Source organism: Formosa bonchosmolovskayae (assembly GCF_051016085.1).
Lineage (GTDB): Bacteria > Bacteroidota > Bacteroidia > Flavobacteriales > Flavobacteriaceae > Formosa.
Map to the genome: position 1 here is coordinate 1,223,697 of NZ_CP174605.1, position 18,200 is coordinate 1,241,896.

Here is an 18,200-nt window from a genome sequence, read left to right on the forward strand (position 1 = left end):
AATATTTGTATGAGTAATAAAAAACATCATGAAAGAACGCGAGCTCAAGAGAGCTCAGGTGCGATAGAGCGCATGTATATTACGATGAGACATCTGTTTAATCGAGGGTTTTACAAACCAATGGGAATTTCTGGTGAAACGTTAAGAGAAGCATTATTGCTTTTAAGACCTGAGATTTATGGATCTGTAGGCGATGAAAAAGCCGAATTAAACGGATTGCTTTATATTATTGATAGACTACCAATAGGTATTGAAGAATGTCGTTATATAAATTTAACGAGTGACGAGGGCTATGCTAATTCTCATTTTAAAGCGATAATTCCGCCTAAACGTCGTCGTAATTGTTACCGTATTGATGAGGATCAGATGAATATTGAAATCACGCGCGGACGATCAGAAATTTACGATATCCTTACCCACCTTACTTTTCTTTTTATTGAATCTCATAAAATTAGTAAACGTGTTATTATTGACGACGAGGGTACGACCACAAGAGATTGGATTAAATTAGAAAAAGTAGTTCTTGCAAATGAAGAATTATCTCAACAAGACCGAGAAATAGCAATAACGTATACCGCGAATATTTTAGGCAGAACTTTTAACGAAATCACTGATATTTATAGTCAGTTTTCTGCTCCAAACCGTCCAGAACGCTTGTTACATATTGTGTATTGGTTAGGTAAATTAGCTATAGAAGAAGTTATAAATAACGATAAACGCACTGTTAGTTTTAGTCCGATGTTAAGAGAACGCTTAGGACACCATATTCATGGTGAAATTTGGGCAAATAACATCAAGCAAGTGCTTTATAAAAATAAACTATTAAATCGTCCGATTCATGTTATTAGTGCAAATATGCACAGTGTAATGAATACGCTTTTTGCTCCAAATGCTTTAAAAACCTTAGTGTCAAAAAAGGATGTTTTTGAAGTGTATGAGGCTATAAGTCATAAAGATAATAAGTCGCTTCGCAATAAAGTAAATAAAGAAGCGTTGCAAAGAGGAATGATTTTTATTGAAGATAGCTCAGGAACAAATATTGATGTTCAGATTTTTGATACCTCTAAAATAGATTTTTCAAAAATTGATATCGATGCAAACCAAGCGAAATTACAAGAAGAAAAGCCAGTGCTTTTAGTTATGGATTACGCATTTGGAGAGCAAGCTTACGAAACTATAGACGAACTTTTAAAACCTTATAAAATAGAAGGTAAGAAAGTACACTTAAATGTGGAATCGCTTTCTATAATGGGAAAAGCTGGAATTTTAGAAGGCGGAAAAGGAGATATTATGATACCTTCTGCTCATATTTTTGAAGGAACAGCAGATAACTATCCGCTTAATAACGAATTAAGTAAATCCGATTTAGAAGGACATGGAATTGGAGTTTCGGAAGGCACAATGATTACTGTGTTGGGAACTTCGCTTCAAAATAAAGACATTCTAAAATTCTTTTATAATTCTACATGGAATGTCATTGGATTAGAAATGGAAGGTGCACATTACCAAAAAGCGATTCAGTCTGCTTCTAAAGTACGCGGAAATATTTCTCCAGATGTTAAAGTAAGATATGCGTATTACGCAAGTGACAACCCGTTAGAAACAGGAGGAACTTTGGCTTCAGGTGGATTAGGAACATCGGGAGTAAAACCAACGTATTTAATTACAAGAACCATTTTACAACAAATATTTAACTAATTTAAATGAACACAAACTTGCCAGAGAATTCTAATCTGCCACAAAAACAACAAACTTCAAACGAAGAAGTAGACTTAATCGTTTTGTTTAACTATATAGGTAAAGGGTTTTCTAACTTATTTAAATTTATTGGGTTAATCTTTAAATCTATTTTTAAAGGACTTATTTACATTTTAAAGCCCATAGTTACATATTCCAAAATTATACTAGTTATAATTCTAATTTCTGCTGCTATTGGTTATTTTATGGATAAAACCAAACCAATTGTTTACAGCTCCAGTATGTTGGTTAAGCCGTATTATGACTCTAAATTTCCGCTAATAAATAATGTTAAATACTTTAATTCTTTAATAGAGGATGGTAACTACAATGATATAGCCAACATCTTTAAAATAAATGTGGAGCAAGCTCAAAAAATTCAAGCGATAGAGGTGGTTCAAGGACCAGAAACGGAGACGGAGTTAGTTCTGGAATATGAAGAGTTTTTACAGTCTACAGACTCTGCTACGGCAAGTAATTTTACCTACGAGAAATATCTAGAAGGTAGAGATATATATTCTTCTAAGATATTTGAAATCAATGTAGAGGCACTTCAAAATAATATTTTTCAAGACTTAGAAAGCGGTTTTAATGCGACGATTCAGAATAAATACTCTCAAACATTGATGGATAAACGGGATAAATTATATAATATCGAAAAAATAAGTATAAATTCATCTTTAGATAAAATAGATTCATTACAAAAAGTTTATATTTCCGTTTTAGAAGCAGAATCAAAATCGCAATCGAGGAAAGGCATGACTATAGGAGATGGGTTATCTTTCGAAAAAGATAAATCGGTAACCAAGGAATTTGAACTGTTTAATAAAGAAATAGATTTAAGAAATCAGTTAGTGAGACTTGAAAGAGAACAGCTTGAAGAAGACGTACTTTTCGAGACGGTTTCTGGATTTCAATCAGTTGGGAATAAAGTATCAAAAATTCAAAAGAAATATATGCTCATATTACCTATTCTTGCTTTTATAGTATTGTATATAGGTTTTGCATTATCAAAAATCATAAAATTTATAAAGAATTATGAAGGATAAAACTTCAATTTTAGTTACCGGAGGAGCAGGGTTTATTGGCTCTAATTTTGTTCCTTATTTTTTGGAAGAAAACAAAGATGTTCATCTTGTAAACCTGGATAAGTTAACTTATGCTGGAGATTTGGCAAACGTATCGGAAGTAGACGATAATCCAAATTATACTTTTGTTGAAGGCGATATTTGTGATCGTAATTTAATTGAAGAATTATTCGATAAATACAAGTTTTCTGGAGTTATTCATTTTGCTGCAGAATCGCACGTAGATAATTCTATAAAAAATCCTGATGCTTTCATGCAAACCAATATTTTTGGAACATTTAATTTAATCGATGTTGCTAAAAAACACTGGATGAATGGGCCTTTCGAATTTAAAGAAGGGTGCGAGAATAATAAATTTCATCATATTTCTACAGATGAGGTTTATGGAACGTTAGGTGAAACAGGTCTGTTTTTAGAGTCTACTCCCTATGCTCCAAATAGTCCATATAGTGCTTCTAAAGCCTCTTCAGACTTTGTTGTAAGAAGTTATTTTCATACTTATGGGATGAATGTTTTAACAACTAATTGTTCTAACAATTATGGCCCGAAACAGCATGACGAGAAATTAATTCCGACAATTATTAGAAAAGCATTATCGGGTGAAGATATTCCAATTTATGGCGACGGGAAAAATATCCGTGACTGGTTATATGTTTTAGATCACTGTAAAGGAATTGCTTTAGTTTATAAAACAGGAAAGTTCGGTGAAACGTACAATATTGGAGGTAGAAACGAGCGTGATAACATGTATATTGTAAATACCATTTGTGGTATTTTAGACGGTATTTATCCAAAAGATAAGCCTTATGCAGATCAAATTACTTTTGTAAAAGATCGTGCAGGACATGATTTCCGTTATGCCATAGATGCTACAAAGTTAGAAAATGAATTGGGCTGGAAAGCCGATGAAAATTTCGAAACAGGAATTAAGAAAACAATAGAGTGGTATATCAATAAATACAAAAATTAAGATGAAAGGAATTATTCTAGCAGGAGGTTCAGGAACCAGACTACACCCCTTAACATTATCCGTAAGTAAGCAATTAATGCCTATTTACGATAAACCAATGATTTATTATCCGTTGTCTACATTAATGTATGCAGGTATTAATGAGATTCTAATCATTTCAACGCCTAAAGATTTACCATTATTTAGAGATTTATTGGGAGATGGAGAAAAGTTCGGATGTAAGTTCGAATATGCTGTACAAGAAGAACCTAATGGTCTAGCTGAAGCTTTTATTATTGGATCAGATTTTATTGGAGACGATAAAGTGGCCTTAATTTTAGGAGATAACATTTTTTATGGAACAGGTTTAGGAAAATTATTACAAGCGAATAACGATCCTGATGGTGGAATTATTTATGCGTATCGCGTTCATGATCCAGAACGTTACGGCGTAGTAGATTTTGATGAAAATGGTCAAGCTATCTCTATTGAAGAAAAACCTGAACACCCGAAATCTAATTATGCGGTTCCTGGTATTTATTTTTATGATAACTCTGTGGTAGAAATTGCTAAAAATATTGCACCTAGTCATAGAGGTGAATTAGAAATTACCGATGTTAATAAAGTGTACTTAGAACAAGGGAAATTAAGTGTTAGTATTTTAGACAGAGGTACGGCTTGGTTAGATACAGGTACATTCCAATCGCTAATGCAAGCCTCTCAATTTGTTGAGGTTTTAGAAGAGCGTCAGGGATTAAAAATTGGTTCTATAGAAGCTGCCGCTTACGAAATGGGTTACATTACTACTGAACAATTTGAAGCCTTAGCACAACCTTTATTAAAGAGTGGGTACGGTAGAAATTTATTAGGATTACTAAATAAAAAATAATGACTGTTACAGAAACTAAACTAAAAGATTGTTTCATAATCGAACCTCAAGTTTTCGGAGATAAAAGAGGCTACTTTTTAGAATCTTATAATGCTCAGACATTTAAAAAATTAACAAATTTAGATGTGACTTTCGTTCAAGATAACGAATCGTTTTCGTCTCGTGGCGTTCTAAGAGGACTTCATTATCAATTAGGTGAATATGCGCAAGCAAAGTTAGTTCGTGTAGTTAAAGGTGAGGTGTTGGACGTCGCTGTCGATATAAGGAAGGATTCTCCTACGTTTGGACAACATGTGGCCGTAAATTTAACCGAAGAGAATAAAAAACAATTATTCGTGCCTCGTGGATTTGCACATGGATTTGTGGTTTTAAGCGAAACTGCAATATTTTCTTATAAATGCGATAATTTCTATAACAAGGCTTCTGAAGGCGGTATAATTTATAACGATAAAACGATAAATATTGATTGGCAAATTGATGAAAGTGAAATGAATATTTCAGAAAAAGATATTGTTTTGCCATCATTTGAAAAAGCGAAATTATGATAAATATTTTAGTTACCGGAGGAAATGGTCAGCTAGCAACAAGTATTAAAGATGTTAGCAAGGACTATGATCAGCTTCAATATATATATACAGATTCGGAAGATTTAGATATTACAAATCAGCAACACGTTGCTGATTTTTTTCAAAATAACAATATCGATTGGTGTATTAATTGTGCAGCATACACGGCTGTAGATAAAGCTGAATCTGATGTGGATTTAGCGCGAAAAGTAAATAAAGATGGAGCTAAACATCTAGCAATGGCCTGCAAAGCTAATAATGTAAAGCTAATCCATGTCTCTACAGATTTTGTGTTCGATGGGAAATCTTCGGCTTTATATTCTGAGAACGATAGTGCTCAACCTTTAGGGATATACGGTTTAACTAAATTGGAAGGCGAACAAGCCATTCAAAAGAGCCTAGAAGCATATTTCATCTTAAGAACATCTTGGTTGTATTCGGAACATGCTAATAATTTTATGAAAACCATGTTGCGTTTAGCAGAATCTAGACCGGAATTAAATGTGGTTGCAGACCAGATTGGAACGCCAACTTATGCGACAGATTTAGCGGGTGTAATGGTGAAGATTATAAATGATAATTCGACTAATTATGGTCTATATCATTATAGTAATGAAGGGGTAGCCAGTTGGTACGATTTTGCACATGCTATTTTTGAAATTGCCAATACAAATACCAAAGTCTTCCCAATTAAAACAGAAGCATATCCAACACCTGCGGCGCGTCCGCAATTTAGCGTTATGGATAAATCAAAGATAAAAGAAGCTTTGAAAATAGATATCCCTCATTGGAGAGAAAGTTTAAAGCAAGCTATCAAAAATTTATAAATGAATTCAAATTTAAAAACCGCTATTGAAGCGTCATTAAAAGCAGGAGAAGTAATTATGCAAGTGTATGATACGGCTTTTAATGTAGAGCTAAAAGATGATAAATCACCTCTAACGGAAGCCGACAAAAAAGCTAACGACGTGATTAATTCATTCTTAATTCCAACGGAAATTCCAATTATAAGCGAAGAGAATAAACAAACCGATTACGATGTTAGAAGAACTTGGGAAACCTGCTGGATTGTAGATCCAGTAGACGGTACTAAGGAGTTTATTAAACGTAATGGAGAGTTTACAGTAAATATTGCGCTTGTAACTAATGGGAAACCTGTTTTAGGCGTTATTTATGTGCCAGCTGTTAAGACTTTATACTACGGGGATGTAATCAATAATAAAGGTTTTAAAGTAGAATTAAAAGACCATAATACGTCTATAGAATATGTTTTGGAACATGCGGAAGCACTGCAACCTAAAGATTCTAATTCTAATCCAGTTCAGGTTGTTGGAAGTCGTTCGCATATGAGTCAGGACACACTTGACTTTGTAGAAACTTTAAAGGCAAATGGCAGTGATGTAGAAATTGTTTCCAAAGGAAGTTCTCTTAAATTTTGCTTGGTTGCAGAGGGAAATGCAGATGTTTATCCGAGATTTGCTCCAACAATGGAGTGGGATACTGCTGCGGGTCAGGCGATTTGTAACGCTGTTGGAGTAGAGGTCATTTCAAAAGAAACGGATCAGGCGTTATTATACAATAAAGAGAACTTATTAAATCCTTATTTCCTAGTAAACCCATAGGATAATTGTTTTTCTTAAAAAAATGTTTACTTTTGCCTATGTAAACGTATAGTGTTTACTTTTTAAGAAAATGAAAGACACTTCACATAAAAGACATATTGCAAAAGCTATTACTTGGAGGTTAGTAGGTACTTTAGATACGATATTGTTGTCTTGGCTAATTTCTGGAGATCCTTTAACAGGGATAAAAATTGGATTTGCAGAAATTACGACCAAAATGATTTTATATTACTTACACGAACGTGTATGGTTTAAAGTCGATATGGATGAAAGTAATAAACGCCATATTTATAAAACAATAACTTGGCGTATTGTTGGTACTATTGATACCATGACACTAGCTTGGTTAATCTCGGGAGATCCATTAATTGGATTGAAAGTTGGTGGGGCAGAAGTGCTAACAAAGATGATTTTATACTATCTACATGAAAAAGCTTGGTATAAGATTAATTTTGGGCTGGATAGAGATAAACGTCAAAAGCAAGAATAATGAAAGAGAATATTATACCTCACGATTATCAAATATCCAGAGGAGATAGACAGGATAAAAATCAGCATAATTCCTTTTTAATGTGGTTTACAGGACTTTCAGGTTCAGGAAAATCGACAATAGCGAATGTCGTTGAGCAAAAATTATATGAAAAAGGGATTAAGACGTATACGTTAGATGGCGATAATATTAGAAAAGGAATAAACAACGATTTAACATTTTCTCCAGAAGATCGTACTGAAAATATACGTCGTATAGCGGAGATTTCAAATCTGATGATTGATGCTGGGATTGTTACTTTGGCAGCATTTGTTTCTCCTTATAAAAAAGATAGGGAAAACATTAAGACTATTGTTAAAGCTAATAACTACATAGAAATATATGTAAATACAAGTGTGGAGGAATGTGAGCGTAGAGATACGAAAGGACTTTACAAAAAAGCTAGAGCTGGCGAAATTAAAAATATGACAGGGATTTCGGCCCCATATGAAGCTCCAAATCATCCAGATATTGAGATTAAAACTGAAGATGTGTCTGTAGAAGATGCTGCAAACACTATAGTAGAATATATATTACCTAAATTAAAATTATTAAGTAATGAGTAGTAAGAAGTATTATTTAAATTATTTAGATGAATTAGAGAGTGAAGCTATCTATATCTTAAGAGAAGTATGGGCTCAATTTGAAAATCCAGTAATTTTATTTTCTGGAGGTAAAGATTCTATTGTGTTAACACATTTGGCAAAAAAGGCGTTTTTTCCTTCTAAAATTCCTTTCCCCTTAATGCACGTTGATACAGGGCATAACTTCCCCGAGACTATTCAATTTAGAGATGATATTATTAAAGATTTAGGTGTAAACTTAATAGTTGGTTCTGTGCAAGAATCGATTGATGACGGACGAGTTGCTGAAGAAAAAGGTAAAAACGCTACACGTAACGCGCTTCAAATTACAACGCTTTTAGATGCTATTGAAGCGAATAAAGTAGATTGTGCTATTGGTGGTGGTCGTCGTGACGAAGAAAAAGCGAGAGCAAAAGAACGCTTCTTTTCGCATAGAGATGATTTCGGACAATGGGATCCGAAAAACCAACGTCCAGAATTATGGAACATTTTAAATGGTAAATATTTTGAAGGCGAACATTTTAGAGCGTTCCCAATAAGTAACTGGACCGAAATGGACGTTTGGAATTACATTAAACGTGAAAACATTGCGATCCCTTCATTATACTATGCTCATGAGCGTGAAGTGGTTTGGAGACAAGATGCTTGGATACCGAATTCAGAGTTCCTTGTTCTAGAAGATCATGAGGAGGTTGTTACCAAGAAAATTAGATTTAGAACATTAGGAGATATTACTATAACAGGAGGTATTGAATCTGATGCCGATACCTTAGAAAAAATTGCAGAAGAAGTTGCCGGAATGCGTCAGACAGAGCGTGGTAACAGAAGTGACGATAAGCGTTCAGAATCTGCAATGGAAGACAGAAAACGTCAAGGCTATTTTTAATCAATTCTCCAATCAATTTAAGAAACAAGTAATATGTTAGATAATAATCAATTATTAAGATTCACAACAGCTGGGAGTGTAGATGACGGAAAAAGTACCTTAATTGGTCGTTTACTATACGATTCAAAATCTATTTTTGAAGATCAGTTAAAATCTATAGAAAATACAAGTAAGAAAAAAGGTCATGCAGGTGTCGATTTAGCCTTATTTACAGACGGTTTAAAGGACGAACGTGAACAGGGTATAACAATAGATGTTGCGTACAGATATTTTACAACACCAAAGCGTAAGTTTATCATTGCAGATACTCCAGGTCATATTCAGTATACTAGAAACATGGTTACAGGAGCTTCTACAGCAAATGTAGCTACTATTTTGGTAGATGCAAGACATGGTGTGATAGAGCAGACTAAGCGACACGCATTTATTGCTTCTTTATTAAATATACCTCATGTAATCGTTTGTGTTAACAAGATGGACTTAGTGGATTATTCAGAAGAAGTCTTTAATAACATAGTGTCTCAGTTCGAGCAAATTTCATCTAAAATGTTAATTAAAGATGTTAGATTTATTCCAATGAGCGCACTAGATGGCGATAATGTTGTTAACCGTTCTGAGAATATGCCTTGGTATCAAGGTTCTCCGATGTTATACATGTTAGAAACCATGCATATTAGTAGTGATGTTAACAAAATCGATGCACGTTTTGCTGTACAAACGGTACTTAGGCCGCAAAGCGATTCACATAGAGATTATAGAGGTTATGCTGGACGTGTAGCCAGTGGAGTACTTCGTGTGGGCGATGAAATTACAGTTATGCCTTCAGGTTTTACTTCAAAAATAAAAGGTATAAATTTATACGATCAAGAATTAGAAGAAGCCTTTGCACCGCAGTCTGTATCGATTCAATTAGAAGACGATATCGATATTAGTAGAGGAGATATGATTGTAAGATCAAATAATAAGCCAGAGGCATCGCAAGATATTGAAGTGATGTTATGTTGGTTAAATAGTGCAGGAGCAAAGCCTCGTACTAAATACACAATAAAGCATACGTCAAACGATCAGAAAGCGATGATTAAGGATGTGGTTTATAAAATAGATATAGAAACCTTAAATCGAGTTGAGGGTAGTGCTGATCTAAATATGAATGATATTGCAAAAGTTAAGATTAGAACAACTAAGCCATTAATGATAGACTCTTATAGAGAAAATCGCTCTACAGGAAGCATTGTTTTGGTAGACGATTCTACAAACGAAACTGTTGCAGCGGGTATGATAGTATAAGTATTAAATTATCACTTCATTTAGAGTTAATTAAATACTAAGAATCCATTAAAAACATACATTTTAAATCGTATGTTTTTAATGGATTTGCTTTTTTAAAACCTTAACTTTATCCGCTTCTATATTAGAATCATTTTAACTACATCATAGCTAAGTTTTATATTGTTTATTAATGAAATTTAAATACAAAGAACTAGATCAAATAAGTTTAAATAGTTTACAAATAATTTTTATTAAAGGGTTTGGTATCATATTGTCTTATGGTTTGACGCTATTTTTAACGAACTATTTTTCTGAGAAAAGTGTTGGAGAATTTAATTTTTCAAATAATATATTACTGATTTTCGGAACCATATGCTTGTTCGGAGCTAACCAATCTATTTATCAAATAGGTGGTAAGATGAAGGGTGTTCAGAGTTTATTTTATCTAAAAAAAATCTATTTTAAGTTTTTATTAATTTCATTTTATATCTTCTTAATCATACTAATAACCGTTCTAATTATCCCGGAAAAATTTTATGATATAGTTTTTAATAAACCTGATGTTTATTCATTAACAATGAAAACAATTTTATATGTCTTTATTTATGCACTTACAATTATAAATTTTGAAATGCTACGGATTTTAAAATTTATAAAGACCTCTGAGCTTTTTAGGAGTGTTTTTAGACCTATTGTATTTTTTATAGCGGCAGTAGTTGTTTATTTTATTGGAAAATCTTATTTGTTAGTAGATATCTTTTTATTTTCTTTTCTAGTAATCGCTATAGTCAGTACTGCCATAATTTTAAAAAAAATAAAACAAGCGGGGATTAAGCAGGAAGAAGATAATGAAAGTTATTCTATAAAAAATATTTTTATTGTTTCTCTCCCTATGGCTGTTAGTGCATTATCCTTGTTGTTAATGCAAAGCATTGACTCCTTTTTTATTATAAAATATTATTCTTATGCGGAATTGGCTTATTATGCTATTGCTATCAAATTAACGGTGTTAATAACTGTGGTCTTAACTTCAATAAATACAGTAATTGCGCCAGAAATATCTAAGAGTTATTTTGAGAACAATTTTGTTAATTTAAAAGAAGTAATTTATAAATCAAGCCGGATTAATTTTATTTTCACAATACCTTTATTATTAATTTTAGTGGTTTTTTCTGATTTTATTTTAAATATGTTTGGAGAAAATTACGTCGTAGCCAAAGTTGCTTTAATAGTGTTGTGTGTAGGTCAGTTTGTTAGTTCTTACTGTGGTTCTGTAGGCTTGTATTTAAATATGACAGGAAAACAAAAACAATTCTTTTTATTATTATTAATTTCACTTGCTTTAAATTTTTTATTAAACTTTATTTTAATTCCCAAATATGGTATAAATGGTGCTGCGATTTCAAGTAGTTTTAGTTTAATTTTTTGGAATATAGTGGGTTTAATATATATATATAAAGTAGACAAGGTAAAAACATATTTTAGAAGATAAATGCAAAACTTACCAGATTTTTTAATTGTTGGTGCTGCTAAGGCAGGTACAACGTCATTATTTCATTATTTAGAGCAACATCCGGAAGTTTTTTTGCCAACAGTTAAGGAACCGAAATATTTTGTTACAAAATTCTTAAATCTTCCTCAACAAGGAAAAGGAGATCAATTAACTTATGAGTTAATGATAAAAGATTTCCAAAGCTATTCTAATCTATTTAGTGAAAAGTTAGAATCTCAAATATGTGGTGAAGCAAGTGTAGATTATTTATATTATAGTAAGAAGGTTATACCTGAAATAAAATCTAAATTAGGAGATCCTAAAATTATAATAATGCTTAGGGATCCTTTAAAACGTTCGTTTTCTGCATACAATCATTTAATAAGAGACGTTAGAGAAATAAAATCTTTTAAAGAGGGGTTGTCTCTAGAAGAAGATCGAATTCGCGATAATTATGAGTTTATTTGGCATTATACAAAGGCTAGTTTATATCATGATGATGTTAAAAATTTTATGGATCATTTTTCAAATGTGAAAATTGTAATTTTTGAAGAATTTGTGAAAGACCCAATTGTAATAACTCAGGAAGTTTACAAATTTTTAAATATAGATGCAAGTGTAATACCAGATGTAAACAAGCGTTATAACTTTACAGGGCATCCAAAAAATAAACATTTACAAAAAATACTAAAGGGAAGTCCTAATCAGTTTTCTAGACGTTTTTTTAAATGGATATTTGATGAGAAAACTAGAACTGTTTTGAGAAATATATTAGAAAATCGGAACTTATCTAAACCAAAAGAAAATATGGCTGCAGACACAAAAGCGTATTTACAAAGTGTCTTTAAGAAAGACAAAGAGGAATTAGAAAAATTATTAGATAAAAAACTCGATTTCTGGTTATGAACATATGTTTTATTTGCGACGAGTACCCTCCAGTGTCTCATGGAGGTATAGGTACTATAACAAAATCTTTGGCCGAAGAATTAGTAATACAAGGTCATAAAGTATTTGTAATTGGTATCCTACCGCTTTCATTTGGAGGAGAACAGCACGAAATAGTAAATGGCGTAGAGATTTGGCGAATACATCATGGCGTTAAAATACCCCTGTTGTCTAGAAATAGCTTATTATATAAAGCAATAAATAAAATTTTAAAAACAGACTTTATTGGGCTTAACAAAGTTTGGATAGAGCAAAATAGGCTTGTTGAAAAACTAGTAAAAGCACATAATATAGAAATTATAGAATTTCCTGATTATAGATTGGCTTACACTTATTTAAATTTAAAATCTGATATTTGGCCTAAAATTGATATTCCCAAAATTGTGAAATTTCATGGTAGTACCAATTACTTTAATTTGGAAGCAGATAAAACTATTTCTAAGCCAGATATGTTTTATGAAACAGATCTTTATAACTATGCGACTCAATTAGTCTCTGTAAGCCTCTATACAAAGCTTAAAATGATTTCATATTACAACTTGACGAAATCTATTGAGGTGCTTCATAATGGCCTTGAAATTGTTGATAAGCCTTATATTGGTTTAGAACGTTTTATTGTATTTTCTGGTTCATTATTGCCAAAGAAAGGAATAATTCCGCTACTTAAAGCGTGGAATACTGTATGCGATTCTATTGAGGGGATTACACTTAAATTATATGGAAAAGGTATAAAGGAGCGTTTTACTAAGTATATAGAACCGAAACATGCTGGGCGAGTACAATTTTTAGGACATACTAATAAAGAACACTTGCTTGAAGAATATACAAAAGCCAAATTAGCAGTTTTTCCATCATTTTCTGAAGCGTTCGCTTTAGCGCCTATGGAAGCCATGATGGTTGGCTGCCCAACAGTATATAGCAATAGTACCTCAGGTGATGAATTAAGTAAAGAAAAAAATGAATTGGTTTTAATCGATCCTTATAATGTTGATGCGTTTAGTAAAACATTAATAGATTTATTAACCGATGATGGTTTAAGAATGCAAATAGGACAACAAGGAAAGTTACTAATTAAAAATAATTTCAATATTAATAAAATAGCAAAAAATCATTTAAACTTATTTGAAAGACTTATAGATAATGGAGTTGAATAAACTAGCTTTTAAAACAGTAATTATTTCAATATTTTTAATTCCATTTACATTTTCGGATACAAGGCTGTTTTTAAATTTAGGAGAGTTTAGAAACGAAACATATATTTATCCATTACTTTTAGCAGTTCTAATTTTTGGACTTACTGTCATTTTTAAAGGAAAAATTAAAGTTCCTCTTAAAAATAATTATTTTATTTTAATAGGATTATTCTCTCTGTGGTGTTTTCTAACATTTGTCTTTAATTTTTTCGAAATTCAGTCAAATGTTTTTAAAGATACCAAAGGTGTTTCAAGGTTTTTAGGACAATTTCTATCTTTAATTTTCTGTGTTTTAATCGTGCCAATAACTTTATATAATATTTTAGAAAAATATGATATACATTATGTGTTTGGAAAAATAGAAAAAGTAATTAGAGTAAGTTTAATATGCGTTTTTATAGCCTCCGTATTACAAATATTATCTGTAATATATCATGTCTCAATTGCTCATAATATCATTCAGTTAATTAATGAGAATATTTCAATTTTATACATAAGAGAGGATGTACTTAATCAGCGTATATCAGGAACATCGCATGAGCCTCCTTTTTTAGGAATGTATCTTATATTTATCTTCCCATGGTTTTTAAGACGATTAATTACATTTAAACCTAAAAAGGTAACGTTAGTTTATATATTCATAATTTTCATTTTAGTTTTTTATTCACGATCTAGAGCTGCACAATTGTTTTGTTTGATAGAACTTATTGTTTTCATTGTATTTTTAGTTTTAAATCGATCAAAAGCTTTAGTTTATTTTCTTCGTACTTTGATTTTTATAGTGATGTTTTTGCCATTTTTATTTTTGTGGAAAGGACAAGTTATTGTGAGTACAATTAATGAGAGAATTGATTCATTTAAAATTGTCAAAAATATAGAAACTAATAATTCCAATAAAACCAGGATGGGTACTATTATTGCTGGTATGGAAACTTTTAATAAAAATCCATTTGCTGGCGTGGGATATGGGCAACAGGGGTTTTATTTACTGGATAATTATCCAGAATGGGCTGTAAAAGGTAACTGGGAAATTGAACGCTATAAAGAAGGTAAACAGAAAAACTTCCCACCAGGTTTTAATATTTATGTGCGATATTTAGCGGAAACAGGTATAATTGGATTTTTATTATTTATAATTTTCTTGATTTATATTTTGTACACTACGCTTAACAAATACATTTTAACGAAAGATGTTAATTATCTATTCTTTTTTACCACTTTTATTGGGTTTATAGTAAATTGGGTACAAATAGATACGCCAAGAATCTATGGATTTTGGATTACATTTGTACTTTTACTTATTTTTCAAAAGCAAACAGAGCATGACCGACCACAAGTTAATAGTGTTAATTCCTCACTATAATAATATTGACGGATTAAAAACATCTTTAGCATCCATACGAGAGGATTTTAATGTAGATGTGTTGGTTGTTGATGATGGTAGTAAAATAGTACCTCGGCTGGAGGAATTAAATCTATGTTTCTCTAAAGGACAGTTATATTTGGAAGTTTTAACCAAAAATATGGGTATAGAACATGCCTTAAATCACGGATTAAATAAAATAAAAAAGTTGAATTATCAATTTATAGGAAGATTAGATTCGGGAGACATTTGTCATATAAATAGATTTAAAATTCAATTAGATTACCTTCTTAAAAATCCAGAAATAAAATTATTGGGAACACAGTTAAATTATATTTCTCCACAAAATGAAATTCTATATAAATCTAACTTACCAACCAGTTACGAAAAATTAAAAAAGACTTTTTATATAAATTGTGAAATAATTCATCCAACAGTTATTTTTAATGCGGAGGTAATAGATTCAGTAGGACTATATCCCACGAATTATAAAGCAGCAGAAGATTATGGTTTCTTTTTCAAGATTTTAAAAGTGTTTAAAAGTGAAAATTTAGACATAGTTCTTTTAGATAAAATTGTAGATGATAATGCGATTTCTGTATTAAACAGAAGAGTGCAAATAAAAAGTAAAATAAAGATAATTAAGGATAACTTTTATCTAGGTATTCTTCCTGTTTATGGGATTTTTAGAAACATCATATCATTATGTATCCCTTATAAGGTATTACTCTCTATAAAGAAAATACTTTTTAAATAATGAATTATCTAAAACAAATTTATGCTGGTTTAGCCTGCTTATTATGTGCTTCTCTTCCGTTTGAAAACATTGCTAGAATTGTTCCAAATATTGTCTTAGGACTATTATTATTGCTAAGCCCGTTTATAATTAAAAAAAGGGACTTAAAAACAATAATAACACCTCCTAAAATTATAGTTTATATTTTTATTTTATACCTATTGCTTAGATCGGTTTTTATAGACGATAATAGTTTAGATTTTAAATTAATTAGTAAAATTGTTGCAATCATACCTCTGTTTATTGTTTTTTCGATTTCAAAACACAAGATTTTTATTCTTAAATCTTTTATTATAGGTGTGTTGCTTTGTATTCTAATATGTGCCTATTCCATTATTAAATATGTTATAAATACAAGGGGATTTGATTTTTCAAATGGAGATATAATTTATGAAATTTTAATTATTGAACGTCTATACTTAGGGTTTTTATGTGCCGTTAGTTTTGGGTTTTCAATTGTTATTTATGAACAATCAAAATTCAAAAGAGTAGTATTGTTTAATATGTTAATATGTTTCCTGTTTGTTGGTTTTATCTCTGCTAGAATAGGTTTAATTACAATTCTATTTATTGGTGTATTATTTCTGTTTCGACTTTTCAAATTTAAAAAAGCCATTGTTGGAGTTTTAGCAATATTGGTTTTAGTAATAAGTGTTTTCCAATTAAACGACAATTTAAAAAATCGTTTTTTATATGCAGAAGATACGCATGATAGTTATTTCTATAAATTGAGAGAATGGGAGCCTAGGGTTGTAATTTGGGAATGTAGCTATTCTATTTTAAAAGGAGAACATAACCGTTTTCTAGGTGATGGGCAACTAGATATTAAACAAAAATTAAACGCATGTTATGCCTCAAACATTGAAAAAGAAATTAGAAAAAATTGGTTTTTAGAAAGACAATATAATACACATAATCAGTTTATAGATATATTATTGTCATATGGGTATGTCGGATTATTTTTGTTTCTCTCAATATTTATAATAACTTTTATGTATTCCAAACATAGATTTCAAGCATTTATATTATTATCTGTTTTAATATTATTCGGTTTAGTAGAGAATTTTTTTCATAGGCAAATAGGAGTATACATATTTTCGTTAGTACTTATCCAAATTTCATGGTTAGATATAAATACTTTAAAGTTAAGTAATAATGAAAAATAAAATTAAAATAGCTCATATTCTTCATTCAGTTGGTGGCGTGGATGTGTCTTTAAGATTAATCTTAGAAAATATTAATAGCGATAATTTTGAAAGTATAGTTATCCATGGGGAAGATGATTCGGATACTAAATTTAAGACTAATTTAGGTGAAGTGATAACAGATTACAAAGTCCCTTTGCAACGTAATATTTCTCCTATAAAAGATTTAAAAACGGTTTTTAAGACTATTAAAATTCTGAGAGATTATAAGCCAGATATTATACATGGTCATAGTGCAAAAGGCGGAATAATTAGTAAGATTGTTGGTAAATATTTGGGTGTTTCGGTATTGCATACGCCACAAGCATATTCTTACCTAAGTGCTTCCAATAAAATTAAAAAGGGTGTGTTTTTAGCGATTGAAAAAATGTTTAATTTTAAAGGGAATAAAATTTTAGCATCTTCAAATTCCGAAAAAAACAACGCTTTAAAAGACGTTTGTTATCCAAAAAATAGAGTGTTAACGTTTAATAATTCTATATTACCAATTGAACATATTAAAAATTTAGGAATAAAAAAGACTTGGCCTGATAGTTATATTTGTTCTGTAGGTAGGCCTTCTTATCAAAAAAATATTGAGTTAATGCTTGAGGTCATTTCTCAAGTGAAAAAATTGAAATCAGATATTCATCTCGTGCTCATGGGGGTTGGTTATCATTCTCCAAACCTTTCTAATGTAAAAAGTATAATTAAGGCACTTAATTTAGAACAAAATATTACTCTGTTAGATTGGACTACTCGAGAAGATATTTTTAATATTATAGATAATTCGGATCTGTATATTACCACTGCGCGTTACGAAGGATTACCATATTCGGTGATAGAAAGTTTGGCATTGGGAAAACCTATTGTAGCTACAAATGCCGATGGAAATAGGGATCTCGTTATTAATGGTTATAATGGAATTTTAGTAGATAACGAAAATGTTACAGAATTCTCTGCGGGTATTCTAAATTTATTAAATAATAAAGAGGTTTTAGAGTCTTTCTCAAAAAACTCAAAGCAACTTTTTGAAGAAAAATTTAATATAAATAATAACATTAAACACTTAGAAAATATATATGTAAATAATATATAATAGGAACTG

The 18,200-nt window shown here is 30.9% G+C and carries 18 protein-coding genes; all 18 read left to right on the top strand.

The features are described 5' to 3' along the window. Window positions 1–9 precede the first annotated feature (9 nt). The 18 genes from ACKC83_RS05045 (at window position 10) to ACKC83_RS05130 (ending at window position 18,191) form a co-directional block, all read left to right on the top strand. A complete protein-coding gene (locus tag ACKC83_RS05045; protein ID WP_414035865.1) occupies window positions 10–1,698 on the top strand; it encodes a DUF6909 family protein in 1,689 nt (562 codons plus the stop codon). A gap of 5 nt (window positions 1,699–1,703) precedes the next feature. Continuing rightward, on the top strand, window positions 1,704–2,786 hold the full coding sequence (locus tag ACKC83_RS05050; RefSeq protein WP_434037240.1) for a hypothetical protein: 1,083 nt from the start codon (window positions 1,704–1,706) through the stop codon (window positions 2,784–2,786). Next, window positions 2,776–3,795, top strand: coding sequence for a dTDP-glucose 4,6-dehydratase (gene rfbB, locus ACKC83_RS05055; RefSeq protein WP_434037241.1), 1,020 nt, complete (start codon window positions 2,776–2,778; stop codon window positions 3,793–3,795). The genes ACKC83_RS05050 and rfbB overlap by 11 nt, the downstream gene beginning before the upstream one ends. 1 nt (window position 3,796) lies before the next feature. Beyond that, window positions 3,797–4,663 carry a glucose-1-phosphate thymidylyltransferase RfbA gene (gene rfbA / locus ACKC83_RS05060; protein WP_434037242.1) on the top strand — a complete coding sequence of 289 codons (867 nt, stop codon included), beginning with the start codon at window positions 3,797–3,799 and terminating at the stop codon, window positions 4,661–4,663. Continuing rightward, window positions 4,663–5,208 carry a dTDP-4-dehydrorhamnose 3,5-epimerase gene (rfbC, locus tag ACKC83_RS05065; protein WP_434037243.1) on the top strand — a complete coding sequence of 182 codons (546 nt, stop codon included), beginning with the start codon at window positions 4,663–4,665 and terminating at the stop codon, window positions 5,206–5,208. The genes rfbA and rfbC overlap by 1 nt, the downstream gene beginning before the upstream one ends. After that, window positions 5,205–6,056: a dTDP-4-dehydrorhamnose reductase gene (gene rfbD, locus ACKC83_RS05070; RefSeq protein WP_434037244.1), complete on the top strand. Its 852-nt coding sequence runs from the start codon at window positions 5,205–5,207 to the stop codon at window positions 6,054–6,056. The genes rfbC and rfbD overlap by 4 nt, the downstream gene beginning before the upstream one ends. Continuing rightward, complete coding sequence (gene cysQ, locus ACKC83_RS05075) at window positions 6,057–6,851, top strand: 3'(2'),5'-bisphosphate nucleotidase CysQ (RefSeq protein ID WP_434037245.1); 795 nt, start codon at window positions 6,057–6,059, stop codon at window positions 6,849–6,851. A 70-nt stretch (window positions 6,852–6,921) separates the two neighbouring features. Further along, entirely contained in the window at window positions 6,922–7,341 is a 420-nt protein-coding gene (locus tag ACKC83_RS05080; RefSeq protein ID WP_434037246.1) for a DUF2061 domain-containing protein, read from the top strand. Then, on the top strand, window positions 7,341–7,946 hold the full coding sequence (cysC, locus tag ACKC83_RS05085; protein ID WP_434037247.1) for an adenylyl-sulfate kinase: 606 nt from the start codon (window positions 7,341–7,343) through the stop codon (window positions 7,944–7,946). Before ACKC83_RS05080 ends, cysC begins: the two co-directional genes overlap by 1 nt. Then, window positions 7,939–8,850 (top strand): sulfate adenylyltransferase subunit CysD, encoded by a 912-nt coding sequence (gene cysD / locus ACKC83_RS05090; RefSeq protein WP_434037248.1) that lies wholly within the window; start codon window positions 7,939–7,941, stop codon window positions 8,848–8,850. The genes cysC and cysD overlap by 8 nt, the downstream gene beginning before the upstream one ends. A gap of 33 nt (window positions 8,851–8,883) precedes the next feature. Further along, the gene (locus ACKC83_RS05095) at window positions 8,884–10,137 is read left to right on the top strand and encodes a sulfate adenylyltransferase subunit 1 (protein ID WP_434037249.1); all 1,254 of its coding nucleotides are present in this window, start codon (window positions 8,884–8,886) and stop codon (window positions 10,135–10,137) included. A 172-nt stretch (window positions 10,138–10,309) separates the two neighbouring features. Further along, entirely contained in the window at window positions 10,310–11,611 is a 1,302-nt protein-coding gene (locus tag ACKC83_RS05100; RefSeq protein ID WP_434037250.1) for an MATE family efflux transporter, read from the top strand. Further along, entirely contained in the window at window positions 11,612–12,517 is a 906-nt protein-coding gene (locus ACKC83_RS05105; protein WP_434037251.1) for a sulfotransferase family protein, read from the top strand. It begins immediately after the preceding gene. Further along, window positions 12,514–13,710 carry a glycosyltransferase family 4 protein gene (locus tag ACKC83_RS05110; RefSeq protein WP_434037252.1) on the top strand — a complete coding sequence of 399 codons (1,197 nt, stop codon included), beginning with the start codon at window positions 12,514–12,516 and terminating at the stop codon, window positions 13,708–13,710. Before ACKC83_RS05105 ends, ACKC83_RS05110 begins: the two co-directional genes overlap by 4 nt. Beyond that, a complete protein-coding gene (locus ACKC83_RS05115; protein WP_434037253.1) occupies window positions 13,697–15,112 on the top strand; it encodes an O-antigen ligase family protein in 1,416 nt (471 codons plus the stop codon). Before ACKC83_RS05110 ends, ACKC83_RS05115 begins: the two co-directional genes overlap by 14 nt. Continuing rightward, entirely contained in the window at window positions 15,072–15,869 is a 798-nt protein-coding gene (locus tag ACKC83_RS05120) for a glycosyltransferase (RefSeq protein ID WP_434037254.1), read from the top strand. Before ACKC83_RS05115 ends, ACKC83_RS05120 begins: the two co-directional genes overlap by 41 nt. After that, window positions 15,869–17,074, top strand: a complete 1,206-nt coding sequence (locus ACKC83_RS05125) for an O-antigen ligase family protein (protein WP_434037255.1) — start codon at window positions 15,869–15,871, stop codon at window positions 17,072–17,074. Before ACKC83_RS05120 ends, ACKC83_RS05125 begins: the two co-directional genes overlap by 1 nt. Further along, the gene (locus ACKC83_RS05130; protein WP_434037256.1) at window positions 17,064–18,191 is read left to right on the top strand and encodes a glycosyltransferase; all 1,128 of its coding nucleotides are present in this window, start codon (window positions 17,064–17,066) and stop codon (window positions 18,189–18,191) included. Before ACKC83_RS05125 ends, ACKC83_RS05130 begins: the two co-directional genes overlap by 11 nt. The last annotated feature ends 9 nt before the right edge of the window (window positions 18,192–18,200 follow it).

Coding starts and splice junctions, on each gene's coding strand:
- ACKC83_RS05045 (WP_414035865.1), top strand. CDS start 10: ATGAGTAATAAAAAACATCATGAAAGAACGCGAGCTCAAGAGAGCTCA.
- ACKC83_RS05050 (WP_434037240.1), top strand. CDS start 1,704: ATGAACACAAACTTGCCAGAGAATTCTAATCTGCCACAAAAACAACAA.
- rfbB (WP_434037241.1), top strand. CDS start 2,776: ATGAAGGATAAAACTTCAATTTTAGTTACCGGAGGAGCAGGGTTTATT.
- rfbA (WP_434037242.1), top strand. CDS start 3,797: ATGAAAGGAATTATTCTAGCAGGAGGTTCAGGAACCAGACTACACCCC.
- rfbC (WP_434037243.1), top strand. CDS start 4,663: ATGACTGTTACAGAAACTAAACTAAAAGATTGTTTCATAATCGAACCT.
- rfbD (WP_434037244.1), top strand. CDS start 5,205: ATGATAAATATTTTAGTTACCGGAGGAAATGGTCAGCTAGCAACAAGT.
- cysQ (WP_434037245.1), top strand. CDS start 6,057: ATGAATTCAAATTTAAAAACCGCTATTGAAGCGTCATTAAAAGCAGGA.
- ACKC83_RS05080 (WP_434037246.1), top strand. CDS start 6,922: ATGAAAGACACTTCACATAAAAGACATATTGCAAAAGCTATTACTTGG.
- cysC (WP_434037247.1), top strand. CDS start 7,341: ATGAAAGAGAATATTATACCTCACGATTATCAAATATCCAGAGGAGAT.
- cysD (WP_434037248.1), top strand. CDS start 7,939: ATGAGTAGTAAGAAGTATTATTTAAATTATTTAGATGAATTAGAGAGT.
- ACKC83_RS05095 (WP_434037249.1), top strand. CDS start 8,884: ATGTTAGATAATAATCAATTATTAAGATTCACAACAGCTGGGAGTGTA.
- ACKC83_RS05100 (WP_434037250.1), top strand. CDS start 10,310: ATGAAATTTAAATACAAAGAACTAGATCAAATAAGTTTAAATAGTTTA.
- ACKC83_RS05105 (WP_434037251.1), top strand. CDS start 11,612: ATGCAAAACTTACCAGATTTTTTAATTGTTGGTGCTGCTAAGGCAGGT.
- ACKC83_RS05110 (WP_434037252.1), top strand. CDS start 12,514: ATGAACATATGTTTTATTTGCGACGAGTACCCTCCAGTGTCTCATGGA.
- ACKC83_RS05115 (WP_434037253.1), top strand. CDS start 13,697: ATGGAGTTGAATAAACTAGCTTTTAAAACAGTAATTATTTCAATATTT.
- ACKC83_RS05120 (WP_434037254.1), top strand. CDS start 15,072: ATGACCGACCACAAGTTAATAGTGTTAATTCCTCACTATAATAATATT.
- ACKC83_RS05125 (WP_434037255.1), top strand. CDS start 15,869: ATGAATTATCTAAAACAAATTTATGCTGGTTTAGCCTGCTTATTATGT.
- ACKC83_RS05130 (WP_434037256.1), top strand. CDS start 17,064: ATGAAAAATAAAATTAAAATAGCTCATATTCTTCATTCAGTTGGTGGC.